The 15913-nt window shown below is 52.9% G+C and carries 11 protein-coding genes; 8 read left to right on the forward strand and 3 right to left on the reverse strand.

What is annotated here, in order from left to right; genetic code table 11:
- Positions 1-361 precede the first annotated feature (361 nt).
- The 8 genes from ACOZB4_RS27610 to htpG all read left to right on the forward strand — a co-directional run bounded on the left by ACOZB4_RS27610 (position 362) and on the right by htpG (position 13127).
- A complete protein-coding gene (locus ACOZB4_RS27610) occupies positions 362-2164 on the forward strand; it encodes a cache domain-containing sensor histidine kinase (protein ID WP_379412633.1) in 1803 nt (600 codons plus the stop codon).
- Complete coding sequence (locus ACOZB4_RS27615; protein ID WP_379412636.1) at positions 2142-3317, forward strand: response regulator; 1176 nt, start codon at positions 2142-2144, stop codon at positions 3315-3317. The genes ACOZB4_RS27610 and ACOZB4_RS27615 overlap by 23 nt, the downstream gene beginning before the upstream one ends.
- Before the next feature lie 141 nt (positions 3318-3458).
- Positions 3459-4736, forward strand: a complete 1278-nt coding sequence (locus tag ACOZB4_RS27620; protein WP_379412641.1) for an ABC transporter substrate-binding protein — start codon at positions 3459-3461, stop codon at positions 4734-4736.
- A 23-nt stretch (positions 4737-4759) separates the two neighbouring features.
- Positions 4760-5767 carry a sugar ABC transporter permease gene (locus tag ACOZB4_RS27625; protein ID WP_339270997.1) on the forward strand — a complete coding sequence of 336 codons (1008 nt, stop codon included), beginning with the start codon at positions 4760-4762 and terminating at the stop codon, positions 5765-5767.
- Positions 5764-6576, forward strand: coding sequence for a carbohydrate ABC transporter permease (locus tag ACOZB4_RS27630; protein WP_053489640.1), 813 nt, complete (start codon positions 5764-5766; stop codon positions 6574-6576). The genes ACOZB4_RS27625 and ACOZB4_RS27630 overlap by 4 nt, the downstream gene beginning before the upstream one ends.
- 32 nt (positions 6577-6608) lie before the next feature.
- The gene (locus ACOZB4_RS27635) at positions 6609-9707 is read left to right on the forward strand and encodes a glycoside hydrolase family 2 TIM barrel-domain containing protein (RefSeq protein WP_379412648.1); all 3099 of its coding nucleotides are present in this window, start codon (positions 6609-6611) and stop codon (positions 9705-9707) included.
- Positions 9708-9760: 53 nt separating this feature from the next.
- On the forward strand, positions 9761-11002 hold the full coding sequence (locus ACOZB4_RS27640; RefSeq protein ID WP_339271003.1) for an MFS transporter: 1242 nt from the start codon (positions 9761-9763) through the stop codon (positions 11000-11002).
- Between the two features lie 247 nt (positions 11003-11249).
- Positions 11250-13127, forward strand: coding sequence for a molecular chaperone HtpG (htpG, locus tag ACOZB4_RS27645; RefSeq protein ID WP_076322843.1), 1878 nt, complete (start codon positions 11250-11252; stop codon positions 13125-13127).
- A gap of 112 nt (positions 13128-13239) precedes the next feature.
- Here the strand turns inward: htpG and ACOZB4_RS27650 are convergent, their stop codons facing one another.
- The 3 genes from ACOZB4_RS27650 to ACOZB4_RS27660 form a co-directional block, all read right to left on the reverse strand.
- Positions 13240-13866 (reverse strand): DUF3298 and DUF4163 domain-containing protein, encoded by a 627-nt coding sequence (locus tag ACOZB4_RS27650; RefSeq protein WP_379412653.1) that lies wholly within the window; start codon positions 13864-13866, stop codon positions 13240-13242.
- Positions 13867-14154: 288 nt separating this feature from the next.
- Positions 14155-15306, reverse strand: a complete 1152-nt coding sequence (locus ACOZB4_RS27655; protein WP_379412657.1) for an MFS transporter — start codon at positions 15304-15306, stop codon at positions 14155-14157.
- Positions 15307-15355: 49 nt separating this feature from the next.
- Positions 15356-15901, reverse strand: coding sequence for a PadR family transcriptional regulator (locus ACOZB4_RS27660; RefSeq protein ID WP_379412659.1), 546 nt, complete (start codon positions 15899-15901; stop codon positions 15356-15358).
- Positions 15902-15913 lie beyond the last annotated feature (12 nt).

Below are 15913 nucleotides of genomic sequence, written 5' to 3' on the forward strand. Positions count from 1 at the left end.
CATCTGCTTAGTCCCGGCTGAATTCAAGATTCGATGCCGAGCTGCTTCCTGATTCGCTTCGTGTTAGATATAGAATTTATTCGTTATCAGCAGAGCTGATGAAATTCTATATCGCAAGAAAACCTACTTTTGAATCGCGGTCGCTCATCCTTGATTGGCCTCGATTGGTTTTCTTATCAAAAGTGGACTTTTTGAACAACCTCTATAACGATGACGGACAAATACTTCTTCCCGGGCTTTTGCCTTGTGGGGGAGGTGCTTTTTCCGTTTCCTCTCATTTTCCAGTTGCCGCCTAATTACAAGCCCTTTGTTCGGGTTTATAATGAAAGCGGTATCACGGACGGGTTAGCAGTCCGGCCGCATGGCGAACGAGTGGACGAAAGTTTCACGATACGATACGACAACGGGGAGAGTAACCATGAATCTTCAGGGGATCAAAGATCGAGTGGGCCGGCTGTTCACCGGCACCTATCACAGTATACGAACGAAGCTGCTTGCTTGTTTTTTAATCGTCACCCTGATTCCGCTGTTCTCGCTTGGCGGACTTTCCTATTATCAATCCGCTAAAGTGATTAACTCCCAGTTCGGCAAATACGGCGATAATGCCGTAGCGCAGCTGGAGCAGCAGACCAGTTCGGCATTAGGGCGGATGAAGCAGACGGCGGAAACAATTTATTCCTATTTACTGGACCCGAGCCATTCGGGGATTGGAGCCGGGACGCCATCCACATACGGCGACATTATGGAGAAGAACGACTTCGAATCGTTATTGAAGTCTCTTCGGACGCAGCTGACAGCGGGAATTTATATCATTACGACCTCGGGCTATTACTATGGGGAGAACAATCTGGATGTGAATAAACTCGGCAATATCCCGATGTGGAGCACAAGGCCGAAGGCCTATGCCGGGACGTATTGGCTCGGTTTTTACAAACAGGATCATTCCATTAAGAGCAGTGATAGCGATAACGTGCCGGTCATCGGGCTCGCCGTACCGATCCACCACCCGGACAAGGCTCAGGACGGCAGCATCATCCTCATTGAGGAGAGTGCCGAGGAGCTGCTGCGCAGTTATGCCAAGTTCGAGGCCGACACGCACGCCCACCTGCTCATTACATCGCCGGACGGCACGATCGTGTATGAGACGGATGCTCCGTATACGCCCCATGACAACGATGTGACCTGGTCCCGGACGCTTGGCGTCAACCAATGGACCATGGAAGCCAGAGTTCCCGCCAAGGCTTTCTATCAATCCTCGGGCGTTATCCGGGCGAACACGATGGTTGTTGCCATCGTCTCCTGCTTGCTCGCTTTTGGCATTGCTTATCTGTTCTCCTCCCGGTTCACCTCACGAATTCGGACCTTGAAGGACTCGATGCAGAAGGTGAGCTTTGGCAAGCTGGATACCCGTACGCCAATCGAGGGCAGGGATGAACTGGGCAGTCTCGATATGAGTTTTAACCGGATGGTTACGGGCGTGCAGACACTGATTGGCGAAGTGGAGCAGAGCGAGCGGCTGAAAAAAGAGGCGGAGCTGCGTGCATTCCATTATCAGATCAACCCCCATCTGCTGTTCAATACACTCAACTCCATCCAGTGGAAAGCCAGGCTGCAAGGCGCGGAGGACATCCGTCAGATGCTGTATCATCTGACGATGGTGCTGGAGGGGAATTTGGATATCTCGCAGGAGCTGGTCACGTTGAACAGGGAGCTGCGCATGATCGGTCACTTTTTGAAAATCCAGGAGATCAGGTACGGCGAGGTGTTCCGTTATGAGCTGGATTGCGATGAGGCGTTTCTGCCTTATTTGATTCCACGGATGACGCTTCAGCCGCTGTTTGAAAACATTTTTTTCCATGCCTTCACCGATGGTCAGGGAGAGATACATGTCAAGGTTGAGGAGGATCATGACGAGCTGGTGCTTACGCTTCGCGATAACGGGGCCGGCATCAAGGAGGAGAAGCTCACTCAGTTATTCTCGTCGGAGATGAAGCGGAAGGGACGCGGCGGGCTTGGCGTGCGGAACGCCGATCAGAAATTCAAGTTGCATTTTGGTCCGCTATACGGACTGAAGGTACATTCGATTAAGGGAGAAGGAACAACGATCACCATACGCTGGCCGAAAAAGGAGGAGTCTTTCGATGATGAAAGCAGGGTACTTTAAGGTGTTAATTGCCGATGATGAGAGCATTGTGCGTAAGGGACTCCGCTCCACGGTGCCGTGGGACCGATTCGGGATGGAGGTTGTGGCGGACAGCCCCAACGGTCAGGCGGCTTGGGAGGCGTTTCTGGAGTTTCGCCCGCAGGTCGTCATTACGGATATCGTCATGCCGGAGATGGATGGAATCGAGCTGTCGCGCAAGGTGAAGGAGGTCGCGCCGGAAACCCGAATCATTCTGCTCAGCTGCCACCGGGATTTCGAGTATGCCCAAGAGGGGATGCGGCTTGGCGCCTCGGGATATCTGCTGAAAACAGCCTTCGAGGACGAAGAACTCGAAGCGATGCTGGAAAAATTCCAGCGTGAGCTGTCCGATACGCCGTCCTACGCGCACGAGTTGGCAGAGCAGATTTCTGCTCACCTGTTTGCTTGGCTGAACGGTCATAGCGATCGATTCCCGGGAGAACTCCGGCAGCTCTGCAGCCGTGTGGGGCAGGGGGAGTGCAAGCCCATCTCCCTCTATCTGATCAAGACGGCGGGCTTCAGCAGCAATTGGGAGGGGCTGCTTCAGGAACAGGGCTCCGACGAGCCGGGTTTGCGCTGCAGCAAGCTGATTCACTACGGCGCGGACAGCTGCTATTGGGCCGTACCGGAGGAGTTTAAGGGAGCGGCGGACAGCTTGCTGGTGGAGATCAAGAGCCGGTGCGGGAAGCTCACATGGAATTCGCGGGAATGTCTTCACGATTCGGAGGATGTGCAGGCAGCTTTTCAATCCTTGCATAAGGAAGCCGAGCTGGAACGGGTGTACGGTCTTAGCGGGGAGCAGTGGCCTGAGCCGATTCTGCACGCGGTCCATCTCCTGCATGAACATCCCGCGGACGAGTGGTCGGCAGCGGAGCTGGCCCAGAAGGTGGGGCTGAGCCGCAGCCATTTTTCGATCCTGTTCAAGAAAACGGTTGGCGACAGCTTCATCACATTCCAATATAAACGCAAGCTCCGCCTCGCCTATGGCCTGCTGCGCGAAACCTCCTTAACGATGCAGGAGATCGCCGAGAAGACCGGGCTTGGCGACAGCAAATATTTTAGCAAATGGTTCAAGCGCTGCACAGGTCAGACGCCAAGCCAATACCGTGCCGAACAAAAAGGGGAATCATTGTAAACAAATGAACACCCGAGGACGAAAGTTCGAACAAAAATACGATCATCTGCGAATCAGCGCACGTTTTGAACCGCTTTCATCCGAGTTATGATGAAAGCGGTTCAATTCATATCAACTCAATACTTTAGGGGAGCTGACAATATGAAAAAGAAAATGTCATGGATCGCGTTGGTTTCGGTTATGACGTTAATGGCATCCTTGCTGGCCGCATGCGGCGGCAGCGGCGGGACCGGAGCATCGAAGGAGCCGGACGGCAATGCATCGGGCGCGGCGACAACGCTTCGCTTCGCTACCTGGGATACGGGAGATGCGCTGAAGATCGAGCAGGAGATCGCCAAGAAGTTCGAGGAATCGCATCCCGGCACGAAGGTTCAGGTGGAGGCTTATGCCGACGGATTCGATCAGAAGCTGGCCGCCGGTTTTGGTGCAGCCAATCCGCCGGACGTGATGTATATGTGGGATTTTCCAACGTATCACCAATCCCTGGAGCCGCTGGACGGCTACGCGTCTAAGGATGAGGATTTGAATATCGATGATTTTTACCAAGGATTGTTTAACTACGGCAAGATCGATAATCAGCTGTACGGAATCCCGGCGGGCTTTACGACCCGGGTGGTGTACTACAACAAGAAGATGTTCGACGATGCGGGCATCGCCTATCCGAGCGATGGATGGACATGGAAGGAATTCCAGGAGAATGCCCAGAAGCTGACGGATAAATCCAAGAAGCAGTATGGCTTCGGCGTACGAGCCGAGAACGATACGTATGACCTGCAAGGGTTCGTATGGAGCAACGGCGGTTCCTTCATTTCCGAGGACGGCACAACGATTGAAGGCTACATGAACAGCAAGGAAACGGCGGAAGCCATTCAGATGCTGGGCGATATGCTCAAGAACGGCTCAGCCGTCCTGACTGGAGGCAAAGGGCAGCAGAGCGGGGAGGATATTTTCAAAGCCGGCAAAATTGCCATGTGGGAGAGCGGTATCTGGCCTCTGGAATCCTTCAGGGAAGCCGGAATCGACGTGGGTACGGTGGAGATGCCGGCCTTCGACGGCAAGCCTGTAAAGGGCGTATTGGCCGAATCCGCGCTGTCGATAGCGAAGGATTCCAAGAACAAGGATCTGGCTTGGGAGTTCATTAAGTTCTACGTATCGGACGAAGCGATCAAAATGCGCGTGGCCGACCTTCCGGTCCGGGTCAGCGTGGTGAACGAGCTGAAGAAGGATCAGGATCCGCTCTACAAGCCGTATTACACGATGCTGGAGCGTTCGGACAATACGCCGGCCTTCCTGCTGAATCCGAAATGGAACGAAGTGAACCGCCAGCTGTCGGCAGCTGTGGAATCCGTCATGTTTGGCAGCGATGCCCAGGAGGTTCTGAACCAGGCAGTGAAGGATAGCGAACGCTATTTGAAATAAACGAAGAAAGAAGGTTCGCGAATATGGCCCATACTGAAGTGCCTTACTCACAACAGCAGACAGCGGCCCCGAAGCGACTTGGACCAAAACGTTGGGGTGGGGCCGTGCCCTACCTCTTCATTTTTCCATGGATATTCGGTTTCCTGGTTTTCACGCTTGGTCCGCTGCTGTTTTCCCTTGTCATTTCGTTTTTTGATTGGCCGATCGTAGGCCAAGTGACTTTTGTCGGCATCGACAACTATGTGGAGATGTTCTCGAACGATCCGTTGTTCTGGAAATCGCTGATAGTTACGTTAAAGTTCGCGGCTTTGTTCGTTCCGCTGAACATCATCGTGGCTTTGGGACTCGCGATGCTGCTGAATCAAAAGGTGAGAGGGAGCGCGTTCTTCCGCACCGCCTTCTACCTGCCGTCGGTCATTTCCGGCGTTGCCCTCGCCATGATCTGGTCTTGGGTGTACAGCGGGGATTACGGGATCCTGAATTTTTTCTTATCGCTTGTCGGCATCGAAGGCCCGGACTGGCTGAACGATACGAAGTGGTCCCTGGTCGCCATGGTTATTGCAAGCCTGTGGGGACAGGGCTCGATGATGCTTATTTTTCTGGCGGGTCTCAAAGGCATTCCGAAGGACCTGTATGAGTCGGCCTCGATAGATGGAGCGGGCAAGATCAGGCAGTTCTTCAATGTGACCATCCCGATGATCACGCCGACCCTGCTGTTTAACCTGATTACGTCCATCATTGCGGCCTTCCAGCAATTGACGCTGGCGCTTCTGCTTACGGGCGGTGGCCCGCTGAAGTCGACGTTTTTCTATGCGATGTACATGTACGAGAATGCGTTCAAGTATTTCAAGATGGGTTATTCCGCAGCCAATGCCTGGTTTATGTTCCTGATCGTGCTAACGCTGACGTTCCTCGTGTTCAAGTCTTCGGAGGCCTGGGTGTTCTATGAGGGAGAGATGAAGAAGGAGAAGGCGAAGCCAAAGCGTAACAAAGCAGGCGTACCTGCCGGCAGAGAGGGGCGTTCCGCATGAAAAAAGTAATCACGTACACACTGCTCATCCTGTGCTCCCTGCTGTTCATTGCGCCGCTCTTCTGGGCGATCACGACAGCACTGAAGTCGCAGCAGGAGCTGTATCTGTTTCCTCCAAAATGGTTGCCTTCCGTGTGGAGATTCAGCAATTTCGCCGAAGCCTGGAGCATTCAGCCGTTTAACCTGTTTTTGAAAAATACGCTGATCGTGACGCTGCTGTCGACGCTCGGGCAGCTCATATCGTGCACGCTGGTGGCATACGGGTTCGCCCGGTTTCAGTTCAAGGGACGGGATGCGCTATTTCTGATCGTGCTTGCCACCATGATGATTCCGTGGGAAGTGACCATGATTCCACAGTATATGGAGTTCAACTACCTGGGCTGGATCAATACGCTCAAACCGCTCATCGTACCTTCCTGGTTTGGTTCCGCCTACTTCATTTTTCTGCTGCGCCAGTTCATCATGACCTTGCCGAAGGAGCTGGATGAAGCGGCAACGATTGACGGGGCGGGCAAAATGACGGTTTTGCTGCGGATCATTGTGCCGCTGATGGGACCCTCGCTCATTCTGGTGGCCGTGTTCCATATGATGAGCTGCTGGAACGATTATCTGGGTCCGCTCATCTTCCTGAATGATCAGACGAAATATACGCTGACGCTGGGGTTATCCCAATTCAAGGGTATGCACGGCGTCGATATGCAATCCATTATGGCGATCACCTGCCTGATCTCGATCCCGCCGCTGGCCGTATTTTTCTTTGCACAGCGTTATATCGTTGGCGGCATTGCCACGACGGGGATCAAGGGGTAATTTAGACTGCTTGGGAAAGGATGGAGAGATATATGAAAGACCATCGTATCGGCCGCGACTGGGATGACCTAAGCGTGCTGGAACGGAACCGGGCGAAAAGCCGGGCCTATTTCATTCCGTTCGCGGATGCGGACGGAGCGTTAAGCTATGACAGAGGCAGTTCGGCTTGGTACCAATCACTGAACGGGGTGTGGAAATTCCACTATGCCGAGGAGCCGGAGACAGCTCCTGAAGTTTTTTATGAAGAAGATTACGATGTATCGGCCTGGGATGACCTCCCGGTTCCGGGGCACTGGCAGCTGCAGGGCTACGGCCATCCTCATTACACGGATTTGTACTATCCATTCCCCGTGGATCCGCCGCATGTGCCAAATGCGAATCCGACCGGAAGTTACGTACGCGAGTTCGAGCTTCCGGAGCATTGGGACGGCAGGAAGATTTGCGTCAAATTCGACGGGGTGGACAGTGCGTTTCATGTGTGGCTAAACGGGTCGTTTATCGGCTATAGCCAGGGAAGCCGGCTGACCTCCGAGTTCGATCTGACGCCTTATGTGAAGACCGGCGTAAACAAGATATCGGTTCGGGTATACCAGTGGTCTGATGGAAGCTATCTGGAAGATCAGGACATGTGGTGGATGAGCGGCATTTTCCGGGATGTGTATCTGGTAGCCGAGCCGTCAGCGCTTCGCATCAACGACTTCCGCGTAACGACCGATCTGGATGCGGAGTATCTGAATGCTAAGCTGAACGTGCGTTTGGAACTAGAAGGAAGAGAACATGGCTCCGTCCAGTTGCGGTTGTTGAACGGAGCCGGAGTGGAAGTAGGGTCAGCCGGGAAGGATGTCTCGCACTCCGCCGTGGAGGACTTTGAGATCGAAGTAGCCAGTCCGTATTTATGGAGTGCCGAGTCCCCGGCACTGTACCACTTGGTGATCATCTTGCAGGATGCTCAAGGGGGAACGCTGGAGACGGTGGCGCAGCGCGTCGGCTTCCGCTCCATTGAAGTGAAGGACGGACAGCTCCTGGTAAATGGCAAGACAATCCTGCTTAAAGGCGTCAACCGCCATGACCATCATCCGGATACGGGCCGAACCGTCACCCTGTTCACGATGCTCGAGGACATCCGTATGATGAAGCAGCACAACATCAATGCTGTACGGACCGCTCATTACCCGAACGATCCCCGGTTCTACGAGCTGTGCGACGTGTATGGGCTGTACGTGATGGAAGAGACGGATCTGGAGACCCACGGCTTCGAGCCGCTCGGCAACATTTCCCGCTTGAGCGATGATCCGGAGTGGAAGGAAGCCTATGTGGACCGTGTCCGCCGAATGGTGGAACGGGATAAGAACCATCCGTCCGTGCTATTCTGGTCCCTCGGCAACGAATCCGGCTTCGGCTGCAATTTCCGCGCGATGGCGGAATGGTGCCGGGAGAATGATCCAACGAGGCTGATCCATTACGAGGAGGACCGCGAAGCCGAGGTGTGCGACGTGGTGAGCACCATGTATTCCTCCGTCGAGAAGATGGAGGGATTCGGCAAAATGACCGATCATCCCAAGCCGCATATTCTGTGTGAGTTCGCGCATGCGATGGGCAACGGGCCCGGCGGTCTGCGTCCCTACTTCGATACCTTTGAAGCGCATCCCCGCCTTGCGGGCGGTTTCGTGTGGGAGTGGATCGATCACGGGCTGAGCAGAAGGACGCCGGACGGCAGGATGGATTATGCATACGGCGGTGATTATGGCGATGTTCCAAACAACAGCAATTTTGTTATTGACGGTTTGGTCCGTCCCGACCGGACGCCTTCACCTGGACTTCTGGAATACAAAAAGGTCATTGAACCGGTCCGCATGTCGATGCGAAGACACGGTGTGCTTCATATCATGAACCGCTATGATTTCATTTCGCTGGATCATCTGGTGGCTCATTACCGGGTGTTGGCCGATGGACAGCTTGTCCATAGCGGAGCGCTGGAACTTCCCCGCATCGATGCAGGCACAAGCACGGAGTTAAGCCTCCAGAAGATTTTGGAGCAAGCGACAATAGGCGTGAGTCCTTATGCCGAGCTGTGGTTTGAGGTATCCCTCTCGCTGGCTGCGGACTGCAGCTGGGCGGAACGGGGACATGAGGTGGCATGGTCCCAGTTTCTGCTGCGGGAATCGTCCAAGCCTGAATTCGAGCAAACGGCCGCATTGCGGCGGGGACCACTACAGGTCACCGAGGAGAAGCACAAGCTTAAGGTGGGAAATGGCAGCTTTCAGCTGTCACTCGGTTCGCTTCATTCCGGATTTGAGAGCTTATTCCTGCATGGCAAAAGAATCACGCTTGGCGGACCGATGCTGAATTTCTGGCGCCCGCCGATTGATAATGATATGTACGTGCTGCCGGATTGGCGTAAGGCCCATCTGGACCGACTCTCCGAGCGGATCGATCATTTCGAATGGAAGCGACTGGACCAAGACAGCGTGGAGGTGCGGCGGATTTCCCGGATTGCGCCGCCGGTATATGATTGGGGTTTCCGCTGCGAAACGACCTATACGATCACTTCCAGCGGCCTGATTATCATGGATGTGAAGGGTGAGCCGATCGGCACGCCGCCCGCCATGCTGCCGAAAATCGGATTGCAAATGCAAGTCGCGGGAGACATGGAACATGTCCGGTGGTACGGCAGAGGACCTGGGGAAAGCTATCCGGACAGCCTGGAAGCGGGACGGTTCGGGGAATACCGCAGCACTGTGGACGGCTTGTTCACGCCGTATATTTATCCGCAGGAGAATGGGAACCGATCGGATGTCCGCTGGATCTCGCTCGCGGATGGTGCTGGATTGGGGCTCCTCGCCGTTGGCGAGCCTGTCCTGAATTTCAATGCAAGCCGGTACACCGACCAGGATGTGGAGTCCGCGGCGCATGCCAGCGACCTTGTTCCACGCAGCTTCATTACGCTGAATCTGGATTATCGGCAGAACGGACTTGGCAGCAACAGCTGCGGTCCGGCACAGTCTCCGGAGCATTCGATCAAGCCGGAGCCGTTTTCGTTCCGCATTCTCCTGAAGGCTTACACTGCCGAGGATAACGATCCGGTAAGACTGAGCCGGCGGATGCGCTCGGAAGCGGAATTATACAAGTAACCGACTGATTTCATTTCAGATCGTGATCGGATTTTCTGGAGAAGGGGAATAACATGTCCTTTTACATCAAAGACCTGCTGCAGCTGTCTACGGGGGTGCGCCGCTTCCTTATAAGCGAGGCCTTCTACGGCATTGGAATCGGCCTCTATACACTCGTCCTGAATTTGCATCTGCTTTTTCGGGGGCTAAGGGAGGACGAAATCGGCGCGTTGGTGTCGATGGGCATTCTGATTATGGGCGTGCTCGCCATTCCGGTATCTCTGCTCGCCAACCGGACCGGAAGGAAAAAACTGCTGGTTACCGGCGTATTCTTTATCGCCGCAGGCAATGTGCTGTTTGCTGTCAGCGATGATTTGCTGTGGTTCTATGCCGCTCAAATATTGGTGTCTACCGGCTTGACACTTGTGGAAACGACGGAGATTCAGCTTCTCTTCCATTATTGCCGTTCCCGTAAGGAGGAGGCCCGTGCATTTTCCTTGATGTTTGCCGTCTTTACGGCTTTCACGGGTCTTGGAACGCTGGCAGCCGGATATATCTCGAAGGGATTTGAGGGAAGCAGGGGCTATGAAGTGTCCCTTCTGCTGACCGGGCTGGTGCTTGTGCTTCATGGCGTCATCCGGGCGTTCTGGCTGCCTTCTGAGCGCAGGGACTTGGATGAGGAAGCGCCGACGGTTTCATCTTCTAAGGGAATATCCAGGTTAACGGGGCCTCTGTCGTCCGGGACCTTGTGGCTGTTCGCCGTGTTTACGGCTCTGCTCGGCGGCTGTATCGCCATGACTGGCTCATTCTTGAACGTCATCGTGAAATTCCGCCTGGATTGGATGGATGACCAGGTATCTTTAATTCTTGCCATCGGCGCGATCCTTCTGTTTATATGCTCATTGATGACACCGTACGTCATGGAGCGGTTCGGTTATAACACGGCCATTATCTCGGTATTTATCGTTAATATGTTGCTGTTTGCCGCTCTATACATGATTCTCCCCGTATGGCTGTTTGTCGGGCTGTTTCTGCTGCGGGGCGGTGGCGTGACCATGCTGTCCAATCTGCTGGATAGTCTGCTGATGTCGGCTTTCAATGAGAAGGAACGTAATCTGTATGCCGGCATGCGGTCGGTATTTCGGAGTTTAGGCTCGTCCGGGGCAACTTTTGTTGCCGGACTGATCCTGGCCAGGCAGGATTATCGGCTCCCCTTTCTGGCCACGGCCGGTGTGCTGCTCCTATGCGGCCTGTATTACGTATGGTGGATTCGTCCGGTCTTATCCAAGAGATTAAACAGCGGTATCGAGCCATGAATGAAGGGCCGTCTAAAAGGGGAATTCCCTTTTAGGCGGCCTTTTTGCTGATTGCAGCATGCTGTTTTCATATTCATCTTTCGGCGTCGGCTTCACGGTTACAGGTTGAACCCGTATTTGTTCGAGGGAAAGTCTTTAAACATATTGACATCAAAAATTGGTACATGTTTAAATAGAAGAAGTGTTAGCACTCTGCTGTAAAGAGTGCTAAAAGAAACCTCGTTCAGATTGGAAGGGAGATTTTTTCATGGCGAAAAAACAGTTTAAAGCTGAGTCCAAACGGCTGCTCGAGATGATGATCAACTCCATCTATACGCAGCGTGAAATTTTTCTGCGTGAGCTGATTTCAAATGCCAGCGACGCGATCGACAAGATTTACTATAAAGCGCTGACTGACGACAACTTGACCTTTAACAAAGAAGATTACTACGTTAAGATTACCGCAGATAAAGCAAACCGTACGCTGACCATTACCGACACGGGGATCGGGATGACAAAGGAAGACCTCGAGAACAACCTCGGCATCATTGCGAAGAGCGGTTCCCTTGCATTCAAGAGTGAGAACGAAGCGAAGGACGGCCACAACATTATCGGCCAGTTCGGCGTTGGCTTCTATTCGGCTTTCATGGTTGCCGATGTCGTTACCGTGACCAGCAGAGCCCTCGGCAGCGACGAAGCATTCAAGTGGGAATCCGAAGGTGCCGACGGATATACCATTACGCCGGCCGAGAAGGATTCTGTCGGAACCGAGATCGTGCTGAAGATCAAAGAGAACACGGAAGACGATCAGTATGACGAGTATTTGGAAGAATATCGTCTAAGAGCGATCATCAAGAAGTACTCGGATTTCATCCGTTATCCGATCAAGATGGATGTGAAAACGCAGCGTCCGAAAGAAGATTCCGAGAATGAGTTCGAAGAAGTTCAGGAAGAGCAGACCATCAACAGCATGGTGCCGATCTGGCGTAAGAATAAAAGCGAGCTGACCGACGCGGATTACGAGAATTTCTACAATGAGAAGCGCTACGGCTTCGATAAACCGCTCAAGCACATTCATGTCAAAGCGGACGGCGCTGTTGTATACAACGCGATTTTGTTCATTCCCGAGAATACGCCATTCGATTATTACACCAAGGAATACGAGAAAGGGCTTGAGCTGTATTCCAACGGCGTCCTGATCATGGACAAATGCGGCGACCTTCTGCCGGATTACTTCAGCTTCGTGAAAGGGATGGTCGATTCCGAGGATCTGTCGCTGAACATCTCCCGCGAGATGCTCCAGCATGATCGTCAGTTGACGCTGATCGCGAAGAACATCAAGAGCAAAGTGAAAAGCGCGCTGCAGGGCATGATGAAGGACGAACGAGACAACTATGAGAAGTTCTTCGCCTCCTTCGGCAGAGGTCTGAAATTCGGCGTCTACAACGATTATGGCATGAACAAGGAAGATCTTCAGGATCTGCTGCTGTTCACTTCCTCCAAGGAGAAGAAGCTGGTTTCGTTGGATGAGTACGTATCGAGAATGCCGGAGGATCAGAAGTATATTTATTATGCTTCCGGTGATTCCATCGACCGGATCGAGAAGCTCCCGCAGACGGAAATGGTGCTCGATAAAGGTTATGAAATCCTGTACTTCACCGATGATGTTGATGAGTTTGCGATCAAGATGCTCATGAAATACAAGGAGAAGGAATTCAAGTCGGTATCCAGCGGCGATCTTGGCCTCGATTCCGAGGCGGACAAACAGGAGAATGAAGCTGAAGAGAACGACAATAAGGAACTGTTTGAAGCCATGGGCAGCCTCTTGGCCGGCAAGGTGAAATCCGTTAAAGCTTCCAAACGATTGAAATCCCATCCGGTATGCCTGTCCACGGAAGGTGATGTCTCGATTGAGATGGAGAAAATCCTGAAGGCGATGCCGAACGGACAGGATATCCAAGCCGACAAGGTGCTGGAGATTAACACGAATCATGAGGTGTTTAAATCTCTGAAAGCTCAGCAAGCGGATGAGGATAAGCTGAAGCTTTACACGAATCTGCTGTACAATCAGGCGCTGCTGATCGAAGGCTTGCCGATTGCCGATCCGGTGGAATTCACGAACGATATTTGCAAAATCATGGTGTAACCGGCGCAGCTGGATTATAAGATAATAACAAACAAACCCGAAACTCTGGTGTAAGGTACCAGGGAATCGGGTTTGTTTTTTTGTACATCTAATCTCAGTGCAGTGTAGCTCGTTACACCACGTCCGCGGCAAGATCCGATAACAATCCGTTCTCTGCTGCCAGGCCTAAAAGGTCGTACACCGATATTGGGAACATCGGAAAGCCGACATAGTATGGGGTGATGGCATATAGCGGATAGAAGATGACCAGTGACTTATCCGCCAGATAGAAGTCCTGGTTCGGCGAAACGGTAACCGGACTGTTCTCCAGCACGGGAATGCCGCGTTCCTTGATCTGACGGTTCACCTCGACGGCCAAGATGGCTTGATAGCCCGAGCCAGGGCGGAACAGATCGGATAAGGCATAGGATTTTCCGGTGGCCGTGGCAAAGGTCAGGCCTTTCGTCACCGTATACCCGTGCGCCATATGTTCGGAGTAGGTATAGTTCGTCAGCACGAGGCTAAGAATGCCGCGCTCGTTCGTTTTGATCTCAAAGGTGCCCGTCGTTTGCAGGTTGGTGCCGGTCTGAACCTGCTGCTGTTCACGCTGCATTTCCTGAATTTGAAGAATAATGGCCCGGTTGATGGCAGCCTCCGCCTCCGGATCCATGAGGCCGTGTACCTGCGGATAATGAATCACGAGACCGGGTGCCGTATGCGTAAGGGTATGGATACTTGCCGGGGGTACATATTGCGCCATACGTACAATCGCTCCAATCTAACAACAGATACGTTAGCCTATTCGGAAGTGGACGCAGAGGTTACGAAGCTGGCAGGAGCGGAGTCTTGAGACTTGAGACTTGGAGGCTTCTAAGGCTCCGTCAACCCGGCAGAAGGGCTTCGGATAGGCAGAACGCTCCAATGCGAAAGAAAGCACTAATGCGAAAGAAAGCACTAATGCGAAAGAAAGCTCCAATGTGAAAGAACGCTCCAATGCGACAGCGGTAGTCCAAGGCCGCGGGCGTGTTTGTTGTAAATCAGCTAGCCTTCACTCCTTGTCTGTAACGCCAGACGTAAGCAATCTTCTTACAAAGATCGTGAATATGACTAAGGAAACGACTACCGATGCTGCTGTAACCGTGAACAAATACGTATAGCCGATACGCTCGGAAACCAAGCCGAGTATAATGGCGCCAAGTCCGATGCCGAGATCGAATGCCGTCATGAACGAGGCGTTGGCTGCCCCTCTCCGGTTCTCCGGAGCAATGCGCAGGGTCGCTGCTTGAAGAGCAGGCTGAGCCGAGCCGAAGCCGATACCGTACAGAATGGCGGCCGTAATCAGCCCGGTCAATCCGTTTGACATACTTAAGACGATCAGAGCCGCCGCCGTTACGACAAGGGACGGAATGATGACAGCCGCTTCGCCGAAACGGTCCGACAGCTTCCCGGCAAAGGGTCTGATCAAGGTAAGAGCGACGGCGTACACCAGGAAAAAGGTTCCCGGATTGACCCGGATGGACTCGGCAAACAGCGGGAGGAAGGTCGTGATCCCTCCGTATGCGACTGCCAGGAAAAAGATTGCGACCGTGACAGGGAGAACGGATTTCTCGACTAACTGAATTCGCCCTGCCGACGGTTTGGCTTGAAAAGGGGCTCTGGTCATGTAGGCCAGTATGAAGGCAATCAGAGAGAGTCCGGTAGCGACAAGGAACAACATCCGAAACGAATACCCGCTGACGATAAAAGTACCTAGCATGGGGCCGATAGCCATCGCAACCGTCATCGCCATACCGTACCAGCCCATGCCTTCCCCGCGGCGGGAGGTTGGGATTAAATCCGTAATGACCGTTCCGATGGAGGTTGTCGAGAAAGCCCAGCTCGCGCCATGCATGATCCGCAGCGCAAGCAGAAGCAGAATGCTGCCAACCCAATCGTAGAGATACATCGAAAGAACAAAGAAGATAAGACCCCAAATGTAAAAAGCTCTTCTGCCGTATCGGTCCACCAATCCCCCGACCATCGGGCGAAAGACGACCGCCGTCAGCGTGAACGCACCGGCCGCCAAGCCCACCTGGGATTCGGAGCCGCCTAAATGCTTGATATACAGCGGAAGCGTGGGCAGCAGCAGATAGAAGCCCGTAAACAGAAATAACATCCCGACCGTCATCTGAATAAACGGTTTCGTCCATAAACGTTCCATCCTGTATCCCTCCTTATTTCGAATTTCTCAATGTGAAAACATCTGGACTCTAGTCTTCTTCGGATTTAACAGTCGATATTTCTTTCCGGATCCACTCGATATTCGTCATTCCTATCTGCTTTCGGTGATCGAGTACCCGCAGCAATTGAAGCCGCTGTTTCTCAGGATCAGGTTTATAAAAAGTGATCTCCGCTTCAAAGTCCGTCACATGTTTCAGGTTGGTCTCCAGATAAATCAAATACTGCTCTAGACAATCGAGCCGAACCTTCTTCGGAACATACCGGAAATAGACCATTTTAAAATGGAATATCTGCTCCGTATCCATGTTGTATTCCAGGGGGTTCTCCATGAGCTCGAGAAACTTCTTCCGTCCGGAATCGGTGATCCCGTAGATTTTGCGGGGGCGTTTGCCTCCGCTGGATTCGTCCAGACGAAGATGGATCCACTCGTGATCCACCATCCGGGAGAGCAGGGGATATAACGTTCCGGAACTAATCTGACGGTAAGGACCCCCTGCATTTTTTAATATCTCTTGAAGCATATACCCGTGTTTATCCCCGGTCATCAATTCACCCAACACAAAAATTTCATACATATGAGCGCCTCC

Origin of the sequence: Paenibacillus sp. NPDC058898 (assembly GCF_049316025.1) — a bacterium.
In the GTDB taxonomy this organism is placed as follows: Bacteria; Bacillota; Bacilli; order Paenibacillales; family Paenibacillaceae; genus Paenibacillus_AQ.

What these genes read in the sequence shown, in the direction of transcription:
- ACOZB4_RS27615 (WP_379412636.1), top strand. Translation starts at nt 2,142, where the DNA reads ATGATGAAAGCAGGGTACTTTAAGGTGTTAATTGCCGATGATGAGAGC.
- ACOZB4_RS27660 (WP_379412659.1), bottom strand. Translation starts at nt 15,901, where the DNA reads ATGTATGAAATTTTTGTGTTGGGTGAATTGATGACCGGGGATAAACAC.
- ACOZB4_RS27635 (WP_379412648.1), top strand. Translation starts at nt 6,609, where the DNA reads ATGAAAGACCATCGTATCGGCCGCGACTGGGATGACCTAAGCGTGCTG.
- htpG (WP_076322843.1), top strand. Translation starts at nt 11,250, where the DNA reads ATGGCGAAAAAACAGTTTAAAGCTGAGTCCAAACGGCTGCTCGAGATG.
- ACOZB4_RS27630 (WP_053489640.1), top strand. Translation starts at nt 5,764, where the DNA reads ATGAAAAAAGTAATCACGTACACACTGCTCATCCTGTGCTCCCTGCTG.
- ACOZB4_RS27625 (WP_339270997.1), top strand. Translation starts at nt 4,760, where the DNA reads ATGGCCCATACTGAAGTGCCTTACTCACAACAGCAGACAGCGGCCCCG.
- ACOZB4_RS27610 (WP_379412633.1), top strand. Translation starts at nt 362, where the DNA reads ATGGCGAACGAGTGGACGAAAGTTTCACGATACGATACGACAACGGGG.
- ACOZB4_RS27655 (WP_379412657.1), bottom strand. Translation starts at nt 15,306, where the DNA reads ATGGAACGTTTATGGACGAAACCGTTTATTCAGATGACGGTCGGGATG.
- ACOZB4_RS27650 (WP_379412653.1), bottom strand. Translation starts at nt 13,866, where the DNA reads ATGGCGCAATATGTACCCCCGGCAAGTATCCATACCCTTACGCATACG.
- ACOZB4_RS27620 (WP_379412641.1), top strand. Translation starts at nt 3,459, where the DNA reads ATGAAAAAGAAAATGTCATGGATCGCGTTGGTTTCGGTTATGACGTTA.
- ACOZB4_RS27640 (WP_339271003.1), top strand. Translation starts at nt 9,761, where the DNA reads ATGTCCTTTTACATCAAAGACCTGCTGCAGCTGTCTACGGGGGTGCGC.